This window comes from Pseudomonas sp. B21-015 (assembly GCF_024749285.1).
GTDB lineage: Bacteria > Pseudomonadota > Gammaproteobacteria > Pseudomonadales > Pseudomonadaceae > Aquipseudomonas.
In genome coordinates, this window is record NZ_CP087196.1 from 5,164,785 (window position 1) to 5,182,134 (window position 17,350).

Annotated in this window: 14 protein-coding genes and 2 tRNA genes; 12 read left to right on the forward strand and 4 right to left on the reverse strand. The window is 59.4% G+C overall.

Going from position 1 to position 17,350, the window contains the following annotated elements; all coding sequences use genetic code 11:
* Window positions 1–1,119: a succinylglutamate desuccinylase/aspartoacylase family protein gene (locus LOY38_RS23605; RefSeq protein ID WP_258697280.1), complete on the forward strand. Its 1,119-nt coding sequence runs from the start codon at window positions 1–3 to the stop codon at window positions 1,117–1,119.
* A gap of 13 nt (window positions 1,120–1,132) precedes the next feature.
* A complete protein-coding gene (locus LOY38_RS23610) occupies window positions 1,133–1,897 on the forward strand; it encodes an ABC transporter ATP-binding protein (protein WP_258697281.1) in 765 nt (254 codons plus the stop codon).
* 170 nt (window positions 1,898–2,067) lie between these two features.
* On the opposite strand, the gene LOY38_RS23615 is transcribed toward LOY38_RS23610, so the two are convergent.
* Both LOY38_RS23615 and dcd read right to left on the reverse strand, forming a co-directional pair.
* The gene (locus LOY38_RS23615; RefSeq protein WP_019580966.1) at window positions 2,068–2,277 is read right to left on the reverse strand and encodes a hypothetical protein; all 210 of its coding nucleotides are present in this window, start codon (window positions 2,275–2,277) and stop codon (window positions 2,068–2,070) included.
* Between the two features lie 107 nt (window positions 2,278–2,384).
* Window positions 2,385–2,951, reverse strand: a complete 567-nt coding sequence (gene dcd, locus LOY38_RS23620) for a dCTP deaminase (RefSeq protein WP_007904652.1) — start codon at window positions 2,949–2,951, stop codon at window positions 2,385–2,387.
* A 354-nt stretch (window positions 2,952–3,305) separates the two neighbouring features.
* Between dcd and LOY38_RS23625 the strand changes: the two genes are divergently transcribed.
* Window positions 3,306–3,515 carry a cold-shock protein gene (locus LOY38_RS23625; protein ID WP_002554837.1) on the forward strand — a complete coding sequence of 70 codons (210 nt, stop codon included), beginning with the start codon at window positions 3,306–3,308 and terminating at the stop codon, window positions 3,513–3,515.
* 48 nt (window positions 3,516–3,563) lie between these two features.
* Complete coding sequence (locus tag LOY38_RS23630; RefSeq protein WP_258697282.1) at window positions 3,564–5,087, forward strand: toxin-antitoxin system YwqK family antitoxin; 1,524 nt, start codon at window positions 3,564–3,566, stop codon at window positions 5,085–5,087.
* A gap of 163 nt (window positions 5,088–5,250) precedes the next feature.
* On the opposite strand, the gene LOY38_RS23635 is transcribed toward LOY38_RS23630, so the two are convergent.
* Complete coding sequence (locus LOY38_RS23635; protein ID WP_258697283.1) at window positions 5,251–6,258, reverse strand: DUF481 domain-containing protein; 1,008 nt, start codon at window positions 6,256–6,258, stop codon at window positions 5,251–5,253.
* A 165-nt stretch (window positions 6,259–6,423) separates the two neighbouring features.
* On the opposite strand from LOY38_RS23635, the gene LOY38_RS23640 reads away from it, so the two are divergent.
* From LOY38_RS23640 to LOY38_RS23655, 4 genes are all read left to right on the forward strand, one after another.
* Entirely contained in the window at window positions 6,424–6,777 is a 354-nt protein-coding gene (locus LOY38_RS23640) for an MGMT family protein (RefSeq protein ID WP_258697284.1), read from the forward strand.
* 44 nt (window positions 6,778–6,821) lie between these two features.
* The gene (locus LOY38_RS23645) at window positions 6,822–8,381 is read left to right on the forward strand and encodes an AmpG family muropeptide MFS transporter (protein ID WP_258697285.1); all 1,560 of its coding nucleotides are present in this window, start codon (window positions 6,822–6,824) and stop codon (window positions 8,379–8,381) included.
* Between the two features lie 140 nt (window positions 8,382–8,521).
* Window positions 8,522–10,237 (forward strand): proline--tRNA ligase, encoded by a 1,716-nt coding sequence (locus tag LOY38_RS23650; RefSeq protein WP_258697286.1) that lies wholly within the window; start codon window positions 8,522–8,524, stop codon window positions 10,235–10,237.
* 17 nt (window positions 10,238–10,254) lie between these two features.
* The gene (locus LOY38_RS23655; protein WP_258697287.1) at window positions 10,255–11,208 is read left to right on the forward strand and encodes a hypothetical protein; all 954 of its coding nucleotides are present in this window, start codon (window positions 10,255–10,257) and stop codon (window positions 11,206–11,208) included.
* 116 nt (window positions 11,209–11,324) lie between these two features.
* Here the strand turns inward: LOY38_RS23655 and dinB are convergent, their stop codons facing one another.
* Window positions 11,325–12,386 (reverse strand): DNA polymerase IV, encoded by a 1,062-nt coding sequence (dinB, locus tag LOY38_RS23660; protein ID WP_258697288.1) that lies wholly within the window; start codon window positions 12,384–12,386, stop codon window positions 11,325–11,327.
* Between the two features lie 301 nt (window positions 12,387–12,687).
* Between dinB and LOY38_RS23665 the strand changes: the two genes are divergently transcribed.
* The 4 genes from LOY38_RS23665 (at window position 12,688) to LOY38_RS23680 (ending at window position 17,276) form a co-directional block, all read left to right on the forward strand.
* Window positions 12,688–12,764 (forward strand) — tRNA-Met (locus tag LOY38_RS23665).
* 220 nt (window positions 12,765–12,984) lie between these two features.
* Window positions 12,985–13,061 (forward strand) — tRNA-Met (locus LOY38_RS23670).
* 277 nt (window positions 13,062–13,338) lie between these two features.
* Window positions 13,339–15,981, forward strand: a complete 2,643-nt coding sequence (gene mprF / locus LOY38_RS23675) for a bifunctional lysylphosphatidylglycerol flippase/synthetase MprF (protein ID WP_258697289.1) — start codon at window positions 13,339–13,341, stop codon at window positions 15,979–15,981.
* Entirely contained in the window at window positions 15,981–17,276 is a 1,296-nt protein-coding gene (locus tag LOY38_RS23680; protein ID WP_258697290.1) for a virulence factor family protein, read from the forward strand. Before mprF ends, LOY38_RS23680 begins: the two co-directional genes overlap by 1 nt.
* The last annotated feature ends 74 nt before the right edge of the window (window positions 17,277–17,350 follow it).

The following is a 17,350-nucleotide window of genomic DNA, read 5'->3' on the forward strand; positions in this document are numbered from 1 at the left end:
ATGCGCCACCAGATTCATGACCTGCTGGCCCCTCTGCCGGGGACCGTGCGACAGATTCACAGCTTCCACTTCGGCCCCCAGGCGGCCAAAGGCAAGATCTATATCCAGTCCTCCCTGCACGCCGATGAACTGCCCGGCATGCTGGTGGCCTGGCACCTCAAGCAACGTCTGGCGGAGCTGGAAGCCGCTGGCCGGTTGCGCAGCGAAATCGTGCTGGTGCCCGTGGCCAACCCGGTTGGCCTGGAACAAGTGTTGATGGACGTTCCACTGGGCCGCTACGAGCTGGAAAGCGGGCAGAACTTCAATCGCTGGTTCGTCGACTTGAGTGAAGAAGTCGGCTACGAGATCGAAGGTCTGCTCGGCGACGACCCGCAACGCAACCTTGAACTGATCCGCGACAGCCTGCGCAAGGCTTTGACGCGGCAGACCGCCGCCACTCAACTGCAATCCCAACGCTTGACCCTGCAACGGCTGGCCTGCGATGCGGACATGGTGCTGGACCTGCATTGCGATTTCGAAGCCGTCGCGCACCTCTACACCACACCCGAGGCCTGGCCTCAGGTCGAGCCGCTGGCGCGGTACATCGGTGCCGAAGCCAGCCTGCTGGCCACCGATTCGGGTGGCCAGTCGTTCGATGAATGCTTCACCCTGCTCTGGTGGCAGTTGAAGGAGCGCTTCGGCGAACACTTCGATATTCCGCTGGGCAGTTTTTCGGTCACCGTCGAATTACGCGGTCAGGGCGACGTCAATCACCCGCTGGCCAGCCTCGATTGCCAGGCCCTGATCGATTATCTGATTTACTTCGGTGCGATTGACGGTGAGCCGGCGCCATTACCGGAACTGCCCTACCCGGCCACGCCGCTGGCCGGTGTCGAACCGGTATCGACACCCGTGGGCGGATTGCTGGTGTTCACGGCCCTGCCCGGGGAATACGTGGAGGCCGGGCAACTGATCGCCGAAGTCATCGACCCTATCAATGATCGCATCACCCCCGTTCATTGCACCGCCGCCGGGCTGATGTACGCCCGCTCGCTGCGGCGCATGGCCACTGCCGGCATGGTGATCGCCCACGTCGCGGGCACCGAAGCCTATCGCAGCGGCTACCTACTTTCGCCTTGAGGATGCATGTCCCATGTACAAATTGACCATCGAAGACCTGCATAAAAGCTACGGCGATCATAAGGTGCTCAAAGGCGTTTCGCTCAAGGCCAAGACCGGTGACGTCATCAGCCTGATCGGCGCCAGCGGCTCGGGCAAAAGCACCTTTTTGCGCTGCATCAACTTTCTCGAACAACCCAACGACGGCACCATGAGCCTCGACGGCCAGAACATCCGCATGGTCAAGGATCACCATGGCATCCACGTGGCCGACCCCGATGAGCTGCAACGGCTGCGCACCCGCCTGGCCATGGTGTTCCAGCACTTCAACCTGTGGAGCCACATGACGGTGCTGGAAAACATCACCATGGCCCCGCGACGGGTGCTCGGTTGCAGCAAGGCAGAAGCCGAGGACCGTGCCCGACGTTACCTCGACAAGGTTGGCCTGGCGGCGCGTGTGGCGGATCAGTACCCGGCGTTCCTGTCGGGTGGCCAGCAACAACGGGTAGCCATTGCCCGCGCGCTGGCCATGGAACCGGAAGTCATGCTGTTCGACGAACCGACCTCGGCGCTGGACCCGGAACTGGTGGGCGAAGTGCTCAAGGTGATCCAGGGCCTGGCCGAAGAAGGCCGGACCATGATCATGGTCACCCACGAAATGAGCTTCGCCCGCAAGGTCTCGAGCCAGGTGCTGTTCCTGCACCAGGGGCTGGTGGAAGAAGAAGGTGCGCCGGAAGACGTGCTGGGCAATCCGAAGAGTGAGCGGTTGAAGCAGTTCTTGAGCGGCAACCTGAAATAAAAATATCGCAGGTTTCGCCCACGGCTACAGATCGCTCTGTAGAAACTGGCGAAGCCTGCGATCTTTTGATCTGGCTTTTCGGCTGTGAAATCTCGCAACCCAAAAAAGATCGTCCGAACGCGGCCCGAACCTTCGGCAGCGCCTACAGGGGCGGATTTCAGCGACAGGCCTTAGACCACAGGCGCGGGAGGCGGCTCATCCGGCAGGGTGGGCTCTCCGGGTTCTGTTGGATCTTCGTTGGGGGTGTCGGGATCAGGCTGATGGGGGATGCCCCCTGCCATGCTGACGGGCGGATGTGCCAACAAGGACCAGGCCAGCACGCCAACCTGATTGGGTTCAAGCCTTGCCAGTTCGGCACTTATTCGCGGATCGATCTTCATGAAGCACTCCTGAGCGATGGCCCGATCCGCCTTGCGCGAATCGGAGCAGTACACCCCATAGAGTGTACGCTCGCTCAGGAATTCCAACGGGTTGTCAGACGGTTGACTCAGGTCCGCGGCAGGGTCACGCCGCGCTGGCCCTGGTACTTGCCGCCACGGTCCTTGTAGGAAACTTCGCACTCTTCGTCCGACTCAAGGAACAACATCTGCGCCACGCCTTCGTTCGCGTAGATTTTCGCCGGCAGATTGGTGGTGTTGGAGAACTCCAGGGTCACGTGACCTTCCCACTCAGGCTCGAGCGGCGTGACGTTGACGATGATGCCGCAACGCGCGTAGGTGCTTTTCCCCAGGCAAATGGTCAATACGTTACGCGGGATGCGGAAGTATTCGACGGTGCTGGCCAGAGCGAAGGAGTTCGGCGGAATGATGCACACGTCGCTGTGGATGTCGACGAAGCTGCCAGCATCGAAGTTTTTCGGGTCGACGATCGCCGAATTGATGTTGGTAAACACCTTGAAGTGATTGGTGCAACGCACATCGTAGCCGTAGCTGGACACGCCGTAGGAGATCACACGGCTATCGTCGCTGCCGCGCACCTGGCGCTCGACGAAAGGCTCGATCATGCCGTGTTCCTGCGCCATGCGGCGAATCCACTTGTCCGATTTGATGCTCATGGCGGGTGTCCTGAGTAGCGAGGTGGAAAAATTCTGTCCGGCATCTTACCGGGCAGGCGCTCCGGGTTCAAAGTCCGGGAGACAATTCTCGCCGATCCCTCGTGAATTCCGGGCCGTCACCGTTGTACGACGCACCGTCAGTCATGAAAACAGAGAAACCTTCGCAAGAACCATTGGCACGTTCCGGAAAAAGGGTTAAGGTGGCGCCACTGTGCTGCTTGTGTCACTGAGAATCTCTACACGATATGTTGAATTTCGATCCAACCATCTACAAGAATTTTTCCTGCTCTTTGCACTCAGTCTCGGCCAGGGTTCTTCCTGAGTCGCAGTTATCTTTGTTCAAGGAGTTACACCATGTCTAATCGCCAAACCGGTACCGTTAAGTGGTTCAACGATGAAAAAGGCTTCGGCTTCATCACTCCACAATCCGGTGACGACCTGTTCGTTCACTTCAAAGCTATCCAATCCGACGGCTTCAAAAGCCTGAAAGAAGGCCAACAGGTTTCTTTCATCGCTACCCGCGGTCAGAAAGGCATGCAAGCTGAAGAAGTTCAAGTTATCTAACTTGTAACTGCTTTAGTAAAAAGCCCCGCCCTTAAAAGCGGGGCTTTTTTGTGGGCGTCTATTTCCCCCTTACACCCACCGCTTGTCATCTATAAGATTCGCCGCCTGAAAAAACCACATGGAAGCAGCAGGATGCAATTCACACAATGGACGTCGCTGGGCGCAACGCTGATCGCACTTGCACTCCCCCTCTCGGCTCACGCCGACACTCCCCACCCCGATCATCCGACGATCATTATCGGCATGAACCCTCACGCAACGCATATCGGCAAAGGCCCGGAAATACAGGGCGTTCCCCAGGCCCAGTTGAGAGCTGCGGCATTGCTGACGCTCTCCACAGCGCATGCCTGCGGCAGCAACGAGGTCTATCTCACACCAGAATCGGTGGGCGTTCCCAATGAATCGTTTGGCAGGCTCCTCGACGAAGTTCAGCAACTGATCGACGATGAAACCCCACTGCTGCTGACGCTTTCGGAGTGCGACGGCAAACGGGCCTTTTTCGAAAAGGTGCGCCCCTGCACGCCAGAAGAATGCAGCGCACTGACGGCATCACTGGTGGACGGCAAGCTGTATCTGGATGAGCAATATGCGCCAACAACAAAGGGCCAGGCCTCTTATTTCTTGCCGATGCCGCTGACCTACGACAGCAAGCGCAAGGCCTGGCACGCCAAGGTCTTTTACGTCGAATCAGGCACCGTGCGTCGCGACTACTTCGTCGACGCCAAGGACTTTGTTTCAGGCAAGCCCGTCCTTGATTCGAAAACCTACTACCCAGACAAAAAAATCGGCCAAACCTTCAAGTACGACATGAACGGCAAGCGTCAGGGCGAAATGCTGACCTACTCAGACAGCGGCATTGTCACTAAACGCGCCCATTACTTGAACGATGAACTGGAAGGCTGGGAAACCACCTACCACGATAACGGCAAGAAATCAGAGTCCTACAACTGGCACTCGGGCCAGCGGGTGGACGGTGAGTATTTGGAATATGACGAAAACGGCGCAGTGATCGGTCGCGTCAGCTATCGCAACGATGTACTGGACGGTCCGATTTTCGGCTACTACCCCGACGGCACGATCGAGCATCGCGGCCAGTTCGTCGACGGAAAAAAGGTTGGCCCAAGCCTTTCTTACTACCCGGACGGCACGCTACAAAGCAGCGGGGACTATGTCGACAACATGCCCTTGGGCTGGCATATCCAGTACCACCCCAATGGAAAAGAGAAACAGAAGGACTTCAACGACGAACAAAACGTGCAGCGTAGTTACGCAACATGGACCGATCAGGGCGTGCAAACCGTGCAATGGCAGTGGGATGAACAACACCGCGAGCAAGGTGACTTCAAAGAGTGGTATGGCACTGGCCGACTCAAGGATCACAAGATCTACAAGGACGGAAAGCTTGAGGGCACTGCCCTCACCTGGTACGAAAGTGGTCAGATGAATTCGTCAGCGGAATACAAGGACGGTCTCCAACAGGGCGTCAGCCGTTTCTGGGGGCCGGACGGCCGCTTGAGTGCTGAATGTCACTACGACGCCGGTGTCCGCCAAGGCGAATGCACGAGCCTTTAACTGAGCACGCGACACGCCAATAAAACCTCGCCCTCAAAAGCATTTTTTATGCTGAGTGTTTTGTGTGGCAAAAAAAGATCGCAGCCTAAACAGCTCCTACAGGATGTACCTCAATCCTGCGCAGGAGCTGCCGAAGGCTGCGATCTTTCGAGCTTTCAGCGTGTTACCAGGCCACGCCAAACCCCGCCGTATAGCGAGTCTTGCTCAAGTCAGCATCCTCGGTACCGCTGATGACGTCTTTCTCGGCCTTCAGGTTCAGCGACGCCCAATCGGTGACTTTGTAGCGCAGGCCGACCTCGGTATCGAGGGCGTAATCCGCCACGCCCGACAACGGCTTGCCAACTTCGCCGCTGGTGAAGAACTCGACCTTCTTGCCGATCAGGTAGCGGTTGTAGTTCCACTTCATGGCCAAGGAATAGAATTGATCCTTGCCACCATCCCTGTACTCATAATCCGTATGGTTGAGCAGGGATCCAAGGGAGAAAGCGCCCAATTCATCATCCCAGAACTGATAGCCGGGACCGGTACCGACCACGCGTTGACGGGACAGGTCTTCGACCTTGTCACGCTTGTAATTCAAACGCCCTTGCCAGAACCACTTCTCGGTGAGGAATCGGTCGAGAGAATACTCGGCACGCCAGTTGTCAGTGGTGACGACGTCATCCTGGAACTCGCGGCTGTACTCACCTTCCGCCGTATGACGCCATCGACCATGACGCGCGATAGTCTTGAAGCCGACGTCATAATCATCGGTATCTTTTTCGGCCCGCCGATAATCCAGCGCCATATCAACATTACCTTTCCACACCAAATCCTCGACCACCGGTTTCGGCTTGAGGATCTGCTGGATACTCGCCAGCTCAACCGTCTTGGGCGTCTCGCCGTTGGCCAGGGTGACCTTGCCATCTTCTGCCGCGTGTAGCGCCTTGGCCTTTTCGCCGGTGTAGGCATCCTGTTTGACCAGCAACTGCTGATCGCTTTCCAGGGTTTTCACCTCTTTCCAGTCAATCGGCACCGCCCCGGCATATTGGGTCTGGATCAATAGCTTGCCACCGTCGAACACGGTGATTTTGCCACTCAACTTGTCACCGTTCTTCAACCACACGGTGTCGGCGAGCAAGGGAGTGGAAGCACTGACGACAGCGAGGCACAGCAAGGTTCTGGACAACATAAGCGAATGGAAGGCTCAACTTTGCGAAAAAAAGTCGGCATTATTCTTACGAATAGGGCCCTAGCAAGCACTGACCCGACTATTTCTATTGAGTTCAGTTCTCAACGGCCGATCCAGGATTTACCCTACAGACGGTCAATACGCATTTTTCAGGAAGCCCGGGACGTGACCGACTCAACCGCTGAAACCGAAAGCGCGGCGCAAATCCGACGCACGGCGCTCTACCTGACCCTGGCGCAAGTACCCGAGGGCAAAGTCGTGAGTTATGGCCAGCTTGCCGAGCTGGCGGGACTGGGCCGTGCCGCCCGCTGGGTCGGGCGAACATTGAGCCAACTGCCCGGCGACACTAAATTGCCCTGGCACCGTGTGCTGGCTGCCGGCGGTCGGATCAGCCTGCCTGTGGGCAGCCCTTCGGGGGATGAACAACGGGCCCGGTTGCGCATGGAAGGCATCAGTATCCTGAACAATCGTGTTGATATTCAGCGCCATGGCTGGCGCCCGGTAGAGCACAGCGGTTAGAGTGCGCGCTTTGTTTCCGTAACTCTTGAGGCAGACTCCAGCCCATGCCCCGTAAAACCTGGCGCGCCGCGCTCGCCGCCTATGCCAGCCCTTCGACGCTCGTGTTGTTGCTGCTTGGTTTCGCCGCCGGCCTGCCCTACATGCTGGTGTTTTCGACGCTTTCAGTCTGGCTGCGCGAGGCCGGTGTTGCCCGCGAAACCATCGGCTACGCAAGCCTGATCGGCCTGGCCTACGCCTTTAAATGGGTCTGGTCCCCGCTGCTCGACCAATGGCGCCTGCCACTGCTCGGTAAGCTGGGTCGACGACGTTCCTGGCTGGTTCTGGCCCAGGCACTGGTGATCCTCGGCCTGATCGGCATGGGTTTCTGCGACCCGCAAAAGCACCTGTCCTGGCTGATCGCCATCGCCGTGATCGTCGCCTTCGCCTCCGCGACGCAAGACATCGCCGTCGACGCCTATCGCCTGGAAATCGCCGACGACACCCGCCAGGCTGCATTGGCGGCCAGCTACATGGCCGGTTATCGGGTCGCGGCCCTGCTGGCGACGGCCGGCGCACTGTTCTTCGCCGAAGGCTTCGGCTCCACCGGTTTCAACTACAAGCATGCGGCGTGGACCGGCACCTACGTGCTGTTCGGCATCTTGATGATCCCGGCGCTGCTGACCTCCCTGTTCATGCGCGAACCGCCGGTGCCACTGCGCACTCAGCTTCAGGCCGGCCGCTACAGCTTTGTGCACCAATTGGCGTCAGTGTTCGTGCTGATCGTGCTGTTGGTGTCCGTACCGGCCATGTTCACCCAGCTCTACAACACTGACTTCGCCAGCGTACTGTTCAACGGTGTAAGCCTGCTCGACCTGCTGCTCGAAGACCGCGCGTTCCTGCGAGCGATCCTCTATACCACGCTCACCACCCTGTGCTTGTCGGCCATGGGCCGCCGTGGCCTGGCGCCGGTGCTGACCCCGGTCAACGACTTCATTCTGCGTTACCGCTGGCAGGCGCTGCTGCTGCTCGGGCTGATCGCCACCTATCGGATGTCCGATACGGTCATGGGCGTGATGGCCAACGTGTTCTACATCGACCAGGGGTTCACCAAGGATCAGATTGCCAGTGTCAGCAAGGTTTTCGGCCTGATCATGACACTGGTCGGTGCCGGCATGGGCGGCTTGCTGATCGTGCGCTTCGGCATTCTGCCCATCCTGTTCATCGGCGGCACTGCATCGGCCGCCACCAACCTGTTGTTCCTGATGCTCACGGACATGGGGGCCAATCTGCAGATGCTGATCGTCACCATTTCGCTGGATAACTTCAGCTCGGGCCTGGCGACTTCGGCATTTGTCGCTTACCTGTCGAGCCTGACCAACCTCAAATTCTCCGCCACCCAGTACGCCCTGCTGAGCTCGATCATGCTCTTGCTGCCCCGCCTGATCGGCGGCTACTCAGGGGTTATGGTGGAGAAATTCGGTTATCACCAGTTCTTCCTGATCACCGCCCTGCTGGGCGTTCCGACCCTGCTGTTGATCGCCTTGCACTGGTTCCAGGAAAACCGCCGCGCAGGTCCGACACCGACGCCGGAACCGGTTCAGACTCCCGTCACGGAAGAATCGTAGGCTCTATTACGCAGCAAGCATGAGGGCGAGCGGATTCTCGCCCTCCAGCCACACAGCCGGCCGCACTCCTGTACGCCGGCAGATCTCGCCCGTACAATGCTCCGTCACTTCTCGATATCAGCAACCGACAACGGCCAACCATGCGCACCAGTCAATTTTTGCTCGCCACACAGAAAGAAACGCCTTCCGATGCGGTCGTCATCAGCCATCAGCTGATGCTGCGCGCCGGCATGATCCGCAAACTCGCCTCGGGCCTGTACACCTGGCTGCCGATGGGCTTGCGAGTGATGCGCAAGGTCGAAGCCATCGTGCGTGAAGAAATGAACGCCGCCGGCTCTCTCGAAGTGTTGATGCCGAGTACTCAACCGGCTGAGCTGTGGCAGGAATCCGGTCGCTGGGAAGAATACGGCCCGGAATTGCTGCGCTTCAAGGATCGCCATGGCCGCGACTTCTGCGCCGGCCCGACTCACGAAGAAGTCATCACCGACCTGATGCGTAACGAGTTGAGCAGCTACAAACAGCTGCCGATCAATCTGTATCAGATCCAGACCAAATTCCGTGATGAAATCCGCCCACGCTTCGGTTTGATGCGCGGCCGCGAATTCATCATGAAGGACGCCTACTCCTTCCACGCTGACCAGGCATCGCTGCAGATCACCTACGACCGCATGCACCAGGCGTACTGCAACGTGTTCACCCGCCTGGGCCTGAAATTCCGCCCGGTTGAAGCCGACAACGGCTCGATCGGCGGTGCCGGCTCCCACGAGTTCCACGTGCTGGCCGAATCCGGCGAAGACGACATCGTCTTCAGCAACGGTTCCGACTACGCCGCGAACATCGAAAAGGCCGAAGCCGTACCGCGCGAAACCTCTCGTGCCGCGCCTACCGAAGAGCTGCGCCTGGTCGACACGCCGAACGCCAAGACCATTGCGCAACTGGTCGAAGGCTTCAATCTGCCGATCGAAAAGACCATCAAGACCCTGGTGGTGCACGCTGAAGAGCAAGGCAAACTGATTGCCCTGATCATCCGTGGCGACCACGAGCTGAACGAAATCAAGGCCGCCAACCAACCTGGCGTTGCCAGCCCGCTGGTCATGGCTTCCGAAGCTGAACTGCGCGACGCCATTGGCGCCGGCGCCGGCTCTCTTGGCCCGTTGAACCTGCCACTGCCGATCATCATCGACCGTTCCGTCGAACTGATGAGCGACTTCGGCATCGGTGCCAACATCGACGACAAGCACTACTTCGGCGTGAACTGGGAACGTGATCTGCCGGTTCCGACCGTTGCCGACCTGCGCAATGTCGTGGCCGGTGATCCGAGCCCTGACGGCAAAGGCACCCTGGAAATCAAACGCGGTATCGAAGTCGGGCACATCTTCCAGCTGGGTAACAAGTACAGCAAAGCGATGAAGTGCGAAGTGCTGGGCGAGAACGGCAAGCCAGTCACCCTGGAAATGGGCTGCTATGGCATTGGCGTGTCCCGCGTGGTGGCGGCCGCCATCGAACAGAACAACGACCAGAACGGGATTATCTGGAGCGATGCTCTGGCCCCGTTCCAGATTGCTCTGGTACCGCTGCGCTACGAAACCGAACAGGTTCGCGAAGCCACCGACAAGCTCTACGCAGAACTGACTGCCGCCGGCTTCGAAGTGCTGCTGGACGACCGCGACAAGAAAACCAGCCCGGGCATCAAGTTCGCGGACATGGAGCTGATCGGCATTCCACACCGGATCGTGGTCAGTGACCGCGGCCTCGCCGACGGCAATCTGGAATACAAGAGCCGCACCGAGGCCGAGGCGCAAGCGCTGCCGGTCGCTGACGTGCTGTCTTTCCTCCAGGCCCGTATCCGCCGCTGACACCAGATAGAGACGTCATGTTCAAGCGAAACACCTTAGGCCTCGGTGGCGCCGCCCTGTGCGGCGCGCTGCTGGTCAGCGGCTGTGCCAATCAGATGTCACAACGCAGCGAGCACGAGGAACGGGTCGAGCGCAAATTGCTCGATCACAGCCTGCAGATCGATGTCGGCGAGCCCAAGGTGCTTGAGCTGCCGCAACGTCGGGTGAAAATCCACGAGCAGAAAACCTTCGAAGTCACCGAGTTCGAAGTTACGCGTCACTATGATCGCTACACGCCTTACCAACCCTGGCGGGAGGTCTACGAGATTCCGCTGGGCGCGGTGGCGGTGGTAGCCGGGATCGGTGCGAACGTGGTCAACGTGTTCGCCCTCGGCAATCTGCCGGACAGCGTGACGAAGGACTGGCTCAGCTATGGTTTCGCCGGGCTCAACCCGTTCATGAACGTGCAGTCCCATGGCCGGGCGCAACAGAACCTGGCGGGTATTGACGAAGTCCAGCGCGACAAGCGCACGGAATACTCGAGCCTGCCGTGGAGCGAGCGCCCGGTGCAGGTCAAGGCTGGCAAGAACACGTTCGAGCTGAGCACCGACCGCAACGGCGTGTTGCGCCTGAACCTGCTGGACAGCCCGTTCGCCGAACATGACCTCAACCATCTGGACAAGCTGCAGATCAGTGTCGAGGACAACAAGGACGATGTGCACACCGACTCGTCCCTGGCGATCAGCAACACCTTGCGCGGCAAGCTGCTCGAAGCCCATGGGCTGATTTACGACGACCTCGAAGACGACGAAGTGAGCCAGTGGGTGCACCGGGTCAAACGCCTGTCGGAACTGGGTCTGGAAGAAGAAGCCAGTGAGCTGGAACAGAGCCTGATCGAACTGACCCGCAACGATCCCGAGTTGCAGGCCGAGTTCCTCAAGTCACTGACCAAGGATGCCGGGCGACTGGTGGCGGATCCGGGGCCGAATTAAAGCCTAAAAGCATCGCGAGCAGGCTCGCTCCCACAGTTGACCGAGTTGTTCAGACGAACGCGGTCTAATGTGGGAGCGAGCCTGCTCGCGATGAGGCCCTTAAATTCCCCCCCAAACTACCGCTCAAACAACTCCAGCTGCTCAAACCCGCCCCGCAAATCCTCCAGCCTTACCCCAATCCCCAACAACCGCACCGGTTTCCCGCCACGATTGAAGGCCTGTGTCAGCAGCAACTGATAACTCCCCAGATCCCGCCCTGCCCCGGCTTGCTCTAACGTGGTCTGGGTAAAATCATGAAATTTCACTTTGACGAACGGCTTACCCGGTCGATAGCTGCTGTCGATCCGTGCCATGCGGCCATTCAGGGACTCCAGTAACTCAGGCAATTTATCCAGACAACTCACCAGATCCGGCAGGTCCACGTCGTAGGTATTTTCGACGCTGATCGACTGCCGACGACTGTCGTTGTGCACCAGCCGCTCATCGATCCCACGGGCCAGGCTCCAGAGTCGCTCGCCGAAGCTGCCAAATTCTCGCACCAGCGCCAATTTGCTCCATTCGCGTAATTGCGAGCAATCGGCGATGCCGAGCTTGCCCAGTTTATCGGCGGTCACTTTGCCAACACCGTGCAGCTTGCTCACCGGCAAACCACTGACAAAATCTTCCACCTGATCCGGCGTGATCACGAACAAGCCGTTGGGCTTCTTCCAGTCACTGGCGATCTTGGCGAGAAACTTGTTCGGCGCCACACCGGCCGACACGGTGATGTGCAACTGGTTGGACACCCGACGACGAATGTCCTGGGCGATTCGCGTGGCGCTGCCGCCGAAATGCGCGCTGTCCGACACGTCGAGGTACGCCTCATCCAGGGAAAGCGGTTCGATCAGGTCGGTGTAATCGCGAAAGATCGTGTGAATTTCCTTCGACGCTTCTCTATAGGCTTCCATGCGCGGCTTGACGATGGTCAGATCCGGGCACAGCTTCAAGGCATGCCCGGAAGACATGGCCGAGCGTACGCCATAAGCCCGCGCTTCATAGTTGCAGGTGGCAATCACCCCACGCCGATCCGCCGAGCCGCCCACCGCCAATGGCTTACCGGCAAGGCGCGGGTCGTCCCGCATCTCGATGGCGGCGTAGAAGCAGTCACAATCGACGTGGATGATTTTTCGCTGCGTCATATAAAAGCGGTATTCATGGCGAAGAAATGAAGTATTGGTATGTCTTGCCGGCAGTATCTCACTGACACCTGTATATAGCACCAGTAGTCTGAATGTTCTTTTCAACTCGTAGGAAAAGCACCGGAGGAATTTATTTTCTCAATCGAAAGAGTTCCCTCGATAGAGTCGAAAGCCTTGCCCCGCCTGCGTTTCAGCCCGGTCGTCGGCCCCTGTTTTCACCTAAGCGATTGAACAGGAACAGGTTTTACCGAGATTGAAGGTTGACAGCCCGGCGATCCTCTGTAGAATGCCGACACACAGACGCGGGATGGAGCAGTCTGGTAGCTCGTCGGGCTCATAACCCGAAGGTCGTCGGTTCAAATCCGGCTCCCGCAACCAAACATCGAAAAAGGCTACTCGAAAGAGTGGCCTTTTTTGTGCGCGCCCGTTTTATAAAAAATAGCGGTCGATACCTCACGGCACAGAAAAAAGAAATCGTTCTGATTCCGAAACTTAGGTCTCCCCCGCGACCGTTCGCCGCTGATTCACGCTTATTTGATCTATCCTTGGATTAACGGTTGACACTCCGGCGTTCGCCTGTAGAATGCCGCCACACAGACGCGGGATGGAGCAGTCTGGTAGCTCGTCGGGCTCATAACCCGAAGGTCGTCGGTTCAAATCCGGCTCCCGCAACCAAACATCAAAAAAGGCTACTCGAAAGAGTGGCCTTTTTTGTATCTGTTGAAAAAGCCCTTTCGCAACAATGATCTGTCACTGTGCAGTGAGTCGTTCGGGATCGCCAGACTGTGAGTTCAAACCTGACTAAATCGCAGACAGAACCCTGTACGACTGATGACGCGCCATCGCCGACAGCCGGTGAGAGGCGTTAATATTTGTGATTATTTTTTTCTACAGGGATTGGTAACTTGGCCGGATACCCCCATCCTGTCGCGCACAATCCAAGAGGTGATTGATGCGCGCCAACTCGTCTGATCCACAAGACACCGTCACAGCGACACAACCGATCAAAGCCGAGCGTCTGCGCTTGCTGGATCGAATCAGCAAATACCGTCAACCCATCGGTCTGGCAGTCACGTTGCTGTTGTTCGCCATCGCGCTGATTGCCTGTCGTCACCTGCTCAGCGAGCTCGATTTGTACGCGCTGCACGACTCGATCCTGGAGGTGCCGAAACCGGCCTTGCTGGGTGCGTTCGGTGCGACCGTCATCGGTTTCATCATTCTGCTGGGCTATGAATGGTCAGCCAGCCGTTATGCCGGCGCGACGCTGGCGCCGCGAATACTGGCACTGGGCGGTTTTACCGCCTTCGCTATCGGCAATGCCATCGGTCTTTCGCTGCTATCGGGCGGCTCGGTTCGCTACCGTTTATATGCACGTCATGGCGTGGGCGCTTCGGAAGTCGCGCATATGACGCTGTTTGCCAGCCTCTCGCTCGGTTGCGCCCTGCCGCCCCTGGCCGCCCTCGCCACGCTCAGCAACCTGCCTGCCGCCTCCGTGGCCCTGGGTTTCTCCCAGACCTTGCTGGGTGCGATTGCAGTGGCCGTGCTACTGCTCGCCACGGTATTGGCCATCGGTATCTATCGCCGTCGCCTGCCGGAACAGCCTTACCCGGACAACCTGCTGGTCAAGGTCGGCCGCCGCACCTTGCGCCTGCCAGGTCGTCGCCTGACCTTCCTGCAACTGGTCATCACTGCCCTGGACGTGGCCGCCGCCGCGACGGTGCTCTATCTGTTGCTGCCTGAAGCGCCACCCTTCGGTGCGTTCCTGCTGGTCTATCTATTGGCCCTGGCCGCTGGCGTGCTCAGCCATGTGCCGGGCGGTGTCGGGGTGTTCGAAGCGATTTTGCTGGCCGCCTTCGCCGACAAGCTCGGCGCCGCGCCACTGGCTGCCGCCCTGCTGCTCTACCGCCTGATCTACGTGGTGTTGCCGCTGCTGGTGGCTTGCGTATTGCTGCTGGTCAACGAAGGCCAGCGCCTGTTTCAGACACGCCAGTCCCTGCGTGCCGCCTCTGGCCTGGCCGCGCCGATTCTGGCGGTGCTGGTGTTCCTGTCCGGCGTGGTGCTGCTGTTTTCCGGCGTGACGCCGGAAATCGATACCCGCCTTGAACACATCGGCTTTCTGATCCCCCATCGCCTGGTCGACGCCTCGCACTTCGGCGCCAGCCTGGTGGGCGTTCTCTGCCTGCTGCTGGCTCAGGGGCTGCGTCGCCGCCTGTCGGCCGCATGGATGCTGACCACCATTCTGTTGTTGGTCGGCGCGGTGCTCTCTCTGCTCAAAGGGTTCGACTGGGAAGAGGCCTGCCTGATGACCCTGACGGCGAGCTTGCTGGGGGTTTTCCGGCGCTCGTTCTACCGCCCCAGTCGCCTGACCGAATTGCCGTTTTCGCCGCTGTATCTAGTGTCCAGCCTCTGCGTACTCGGCGCGTCGATCTGGCTGCTGCTGTTCGCCTATCAGGACGTTCCCTACAGCCATCAACTCTGGTGGCAGTTCACCCTTGACGCCGACGCCCCGCGGGGCCTGCGCTCGCTGCTCGGCGCCGCGGTCCTGCTGGTGGTGGTGTCGCTGACCTGGTTGCTGCGCACTGCGCGCCCGGTGATCCATCTGCCAACGCCCGATGAACTGGACCGCGCGGTAAAGGTTCTCATGGCCTCCTCCCAACCGGATGGCGGCCTGGCCCTGACCGGTGACAAGGCGCTATTGTTTCACCCCAACGACGAGGCGTTTCTGATGTACGCTCGCCGTGGCCGCAGCCTGGTGGCGCTGTATGACCCGATCGGCCCGACCCAGCAACGGGCGGAAATGATCTGGCAGTTCCGCGACCTGTGCGATATCCACCACGCCCGCCCTGTGTTTTATCAAGTGCGCGCCGAGAACCTGCCGTACTACATGGACATCGGCCTGAGCGCGATCAAGCTCGGCGAAGAAGCCCGGGTCGACCTCAAGCGTTTCGATCTCGAGGCCAAAGGCAAAGAGATGAAGGACCTGCGCTACACCTGGAACCGCGGCACCCGTGACGGCCTGTCGCTGGAAATCCATGAGCCAGGGCAAGCGCCGATGGACGAGCTCAAGGTGATTTCCGATGCCTGGCTGACCGGTAAGAATGTGCGCGAGAAAGGCTTCTCGCTCGGGCGTTTCAGTGATGACTACCTCAAGCACTTCCGTGTCGCGGTGATTCGTTTCGAAGGGCGCCCGGTGGCGTTCGCCAACCTGCTCGAGACCTACGGCCATGAACTGGCCAGCCTCGACCTGATGCGCGCGCACCCCGACGCCCCCAAGCTGACCATGGAGTTCATGATGGTCGGCCTGATTCAACATTATAAAAATCATGGATACGCGCGCTTCAGCCTGGGCATGGTGCCGTTGTCGGGGTTGCAACCCCGCCGAGGCGCGCCACTGACCCAGCGCCTGGGCTCGATGGTATTCCGCCGTGGTGAGCAGTTGTACAACTTCCAAGGTTTGCGCCGCTTCAAAGACAAGTTCCAGCCCGACTGGGAACCCCGTTATATGGCTGTGCCCGCCGGACTCGATCCGCTGGTGGCCCTGGCCGACACTGCTGCCCTGATTGCGGGCGGCTTGACTGGATTGGTGAAACGCTGATGATTCAACGCTCCCTGCGGTACGTACTGGCCACACTGGTAGTGCTGGCCCTGATTGTCGGTGGCGGTTACTGGTACCTCAAACGCCCGGCGCCAGAACCGACCCTCGAACTGCTGACGCCGGCCGATGGCGCCGCGATGACCCGCGTCATCCCCGGCACCACGCCGCGCGCCCAGGTGCTGGTGGCGGTCAATGAAGAGCAGAAGCTCAGCGACAAACAATTGATGACCCTGAGCCGCAGCGGCTCGGCGCAGATTGTTCAGGTGATTTTGCCCAAAGACTGCCTGCTGCAAAGCCGCGCATTGCAATCGGGTTTAAGAGAACTCAAAGGCCCGGCAACCCTGGTCAGCGGTATCGGCCCTGGCGCTGTACTGGCCTGGCGCTGGTTGTCCGAACAAAAGGACGACAAGACTCAGGCCATTTCGGTTGACCTGGCCCTGGAAAAACCCGGCTGCACTCACCTGTTGCCGAAAAGCGCCGCTCACGGCCACTGGCTGGTGGCCTGGAACGACAACCCGGACGACACCAGCGCCGGCTTCGTGCGCGACCAGCCTAATGCCGAAACCAGCATCAGCGACTACGACATCAACCTGCCGCAAGTGCTGAACAACGAACTGCGCAAAATCCTCGTCGGCGGCGATAAAGCCGCTGGCGGCCTGCAGATCCCGGTGGTCGAAGTCCCGGCCGGTCAAGCCAAGGACACCGTCACCCTGTTCCTTTCCGGTGACGGCGGTTGGCGCGACCTGGACCGTGACGTGGCCGGCGAGATGGCCAAGATCGGCTACCCGGTGGTCGGCATCGACACCCTGCGCTACTACTGGCAGCACAAGAGCCCGGAACAAAGCGCGCTAGACCTGACTGAACTGATGCAGCACTACCGGCAAAAATGGGGCACCAAGCGCTTCATCCTGACCGGTTACTCGTTCGGTGCGGACGTATTGCCGGCCATCTACAACCGCCTGCCGGAAGCGGAGCAGCAGCGAGTCGATGCAATCATCCTGCTGGCCTTCGCCCGCACCGGCAGCTTCGAAATCGAAGTCGAAGGCTGGCTCGGCAACGCCGGCAAAGAAGCCGCCACCGGCCCGGAAATGGCCAAGCTGCCGCCTGCAAAAGTGGTGTGCATCTACGGCGAGGAAGAAGTCGACGAAAGCGGCTGCACCGACAAGACTGCTGTGGGCGAGGCGATGAAACTGCCTGGCGGCCATCACTTCGACGAGAACTACCCGAAACTGGCCAAGCGGTTGGTGGATGCCATCGAGAAGCGTCAAGCGAAGGAGGCGGCGGCGCAGGAGTGATCTGAGCCGCGCTCACAAAAAAGCCCCCGCAGCCTTATGGTTGCGGGGGCTTTTTCATTCCAGCAGACACCACA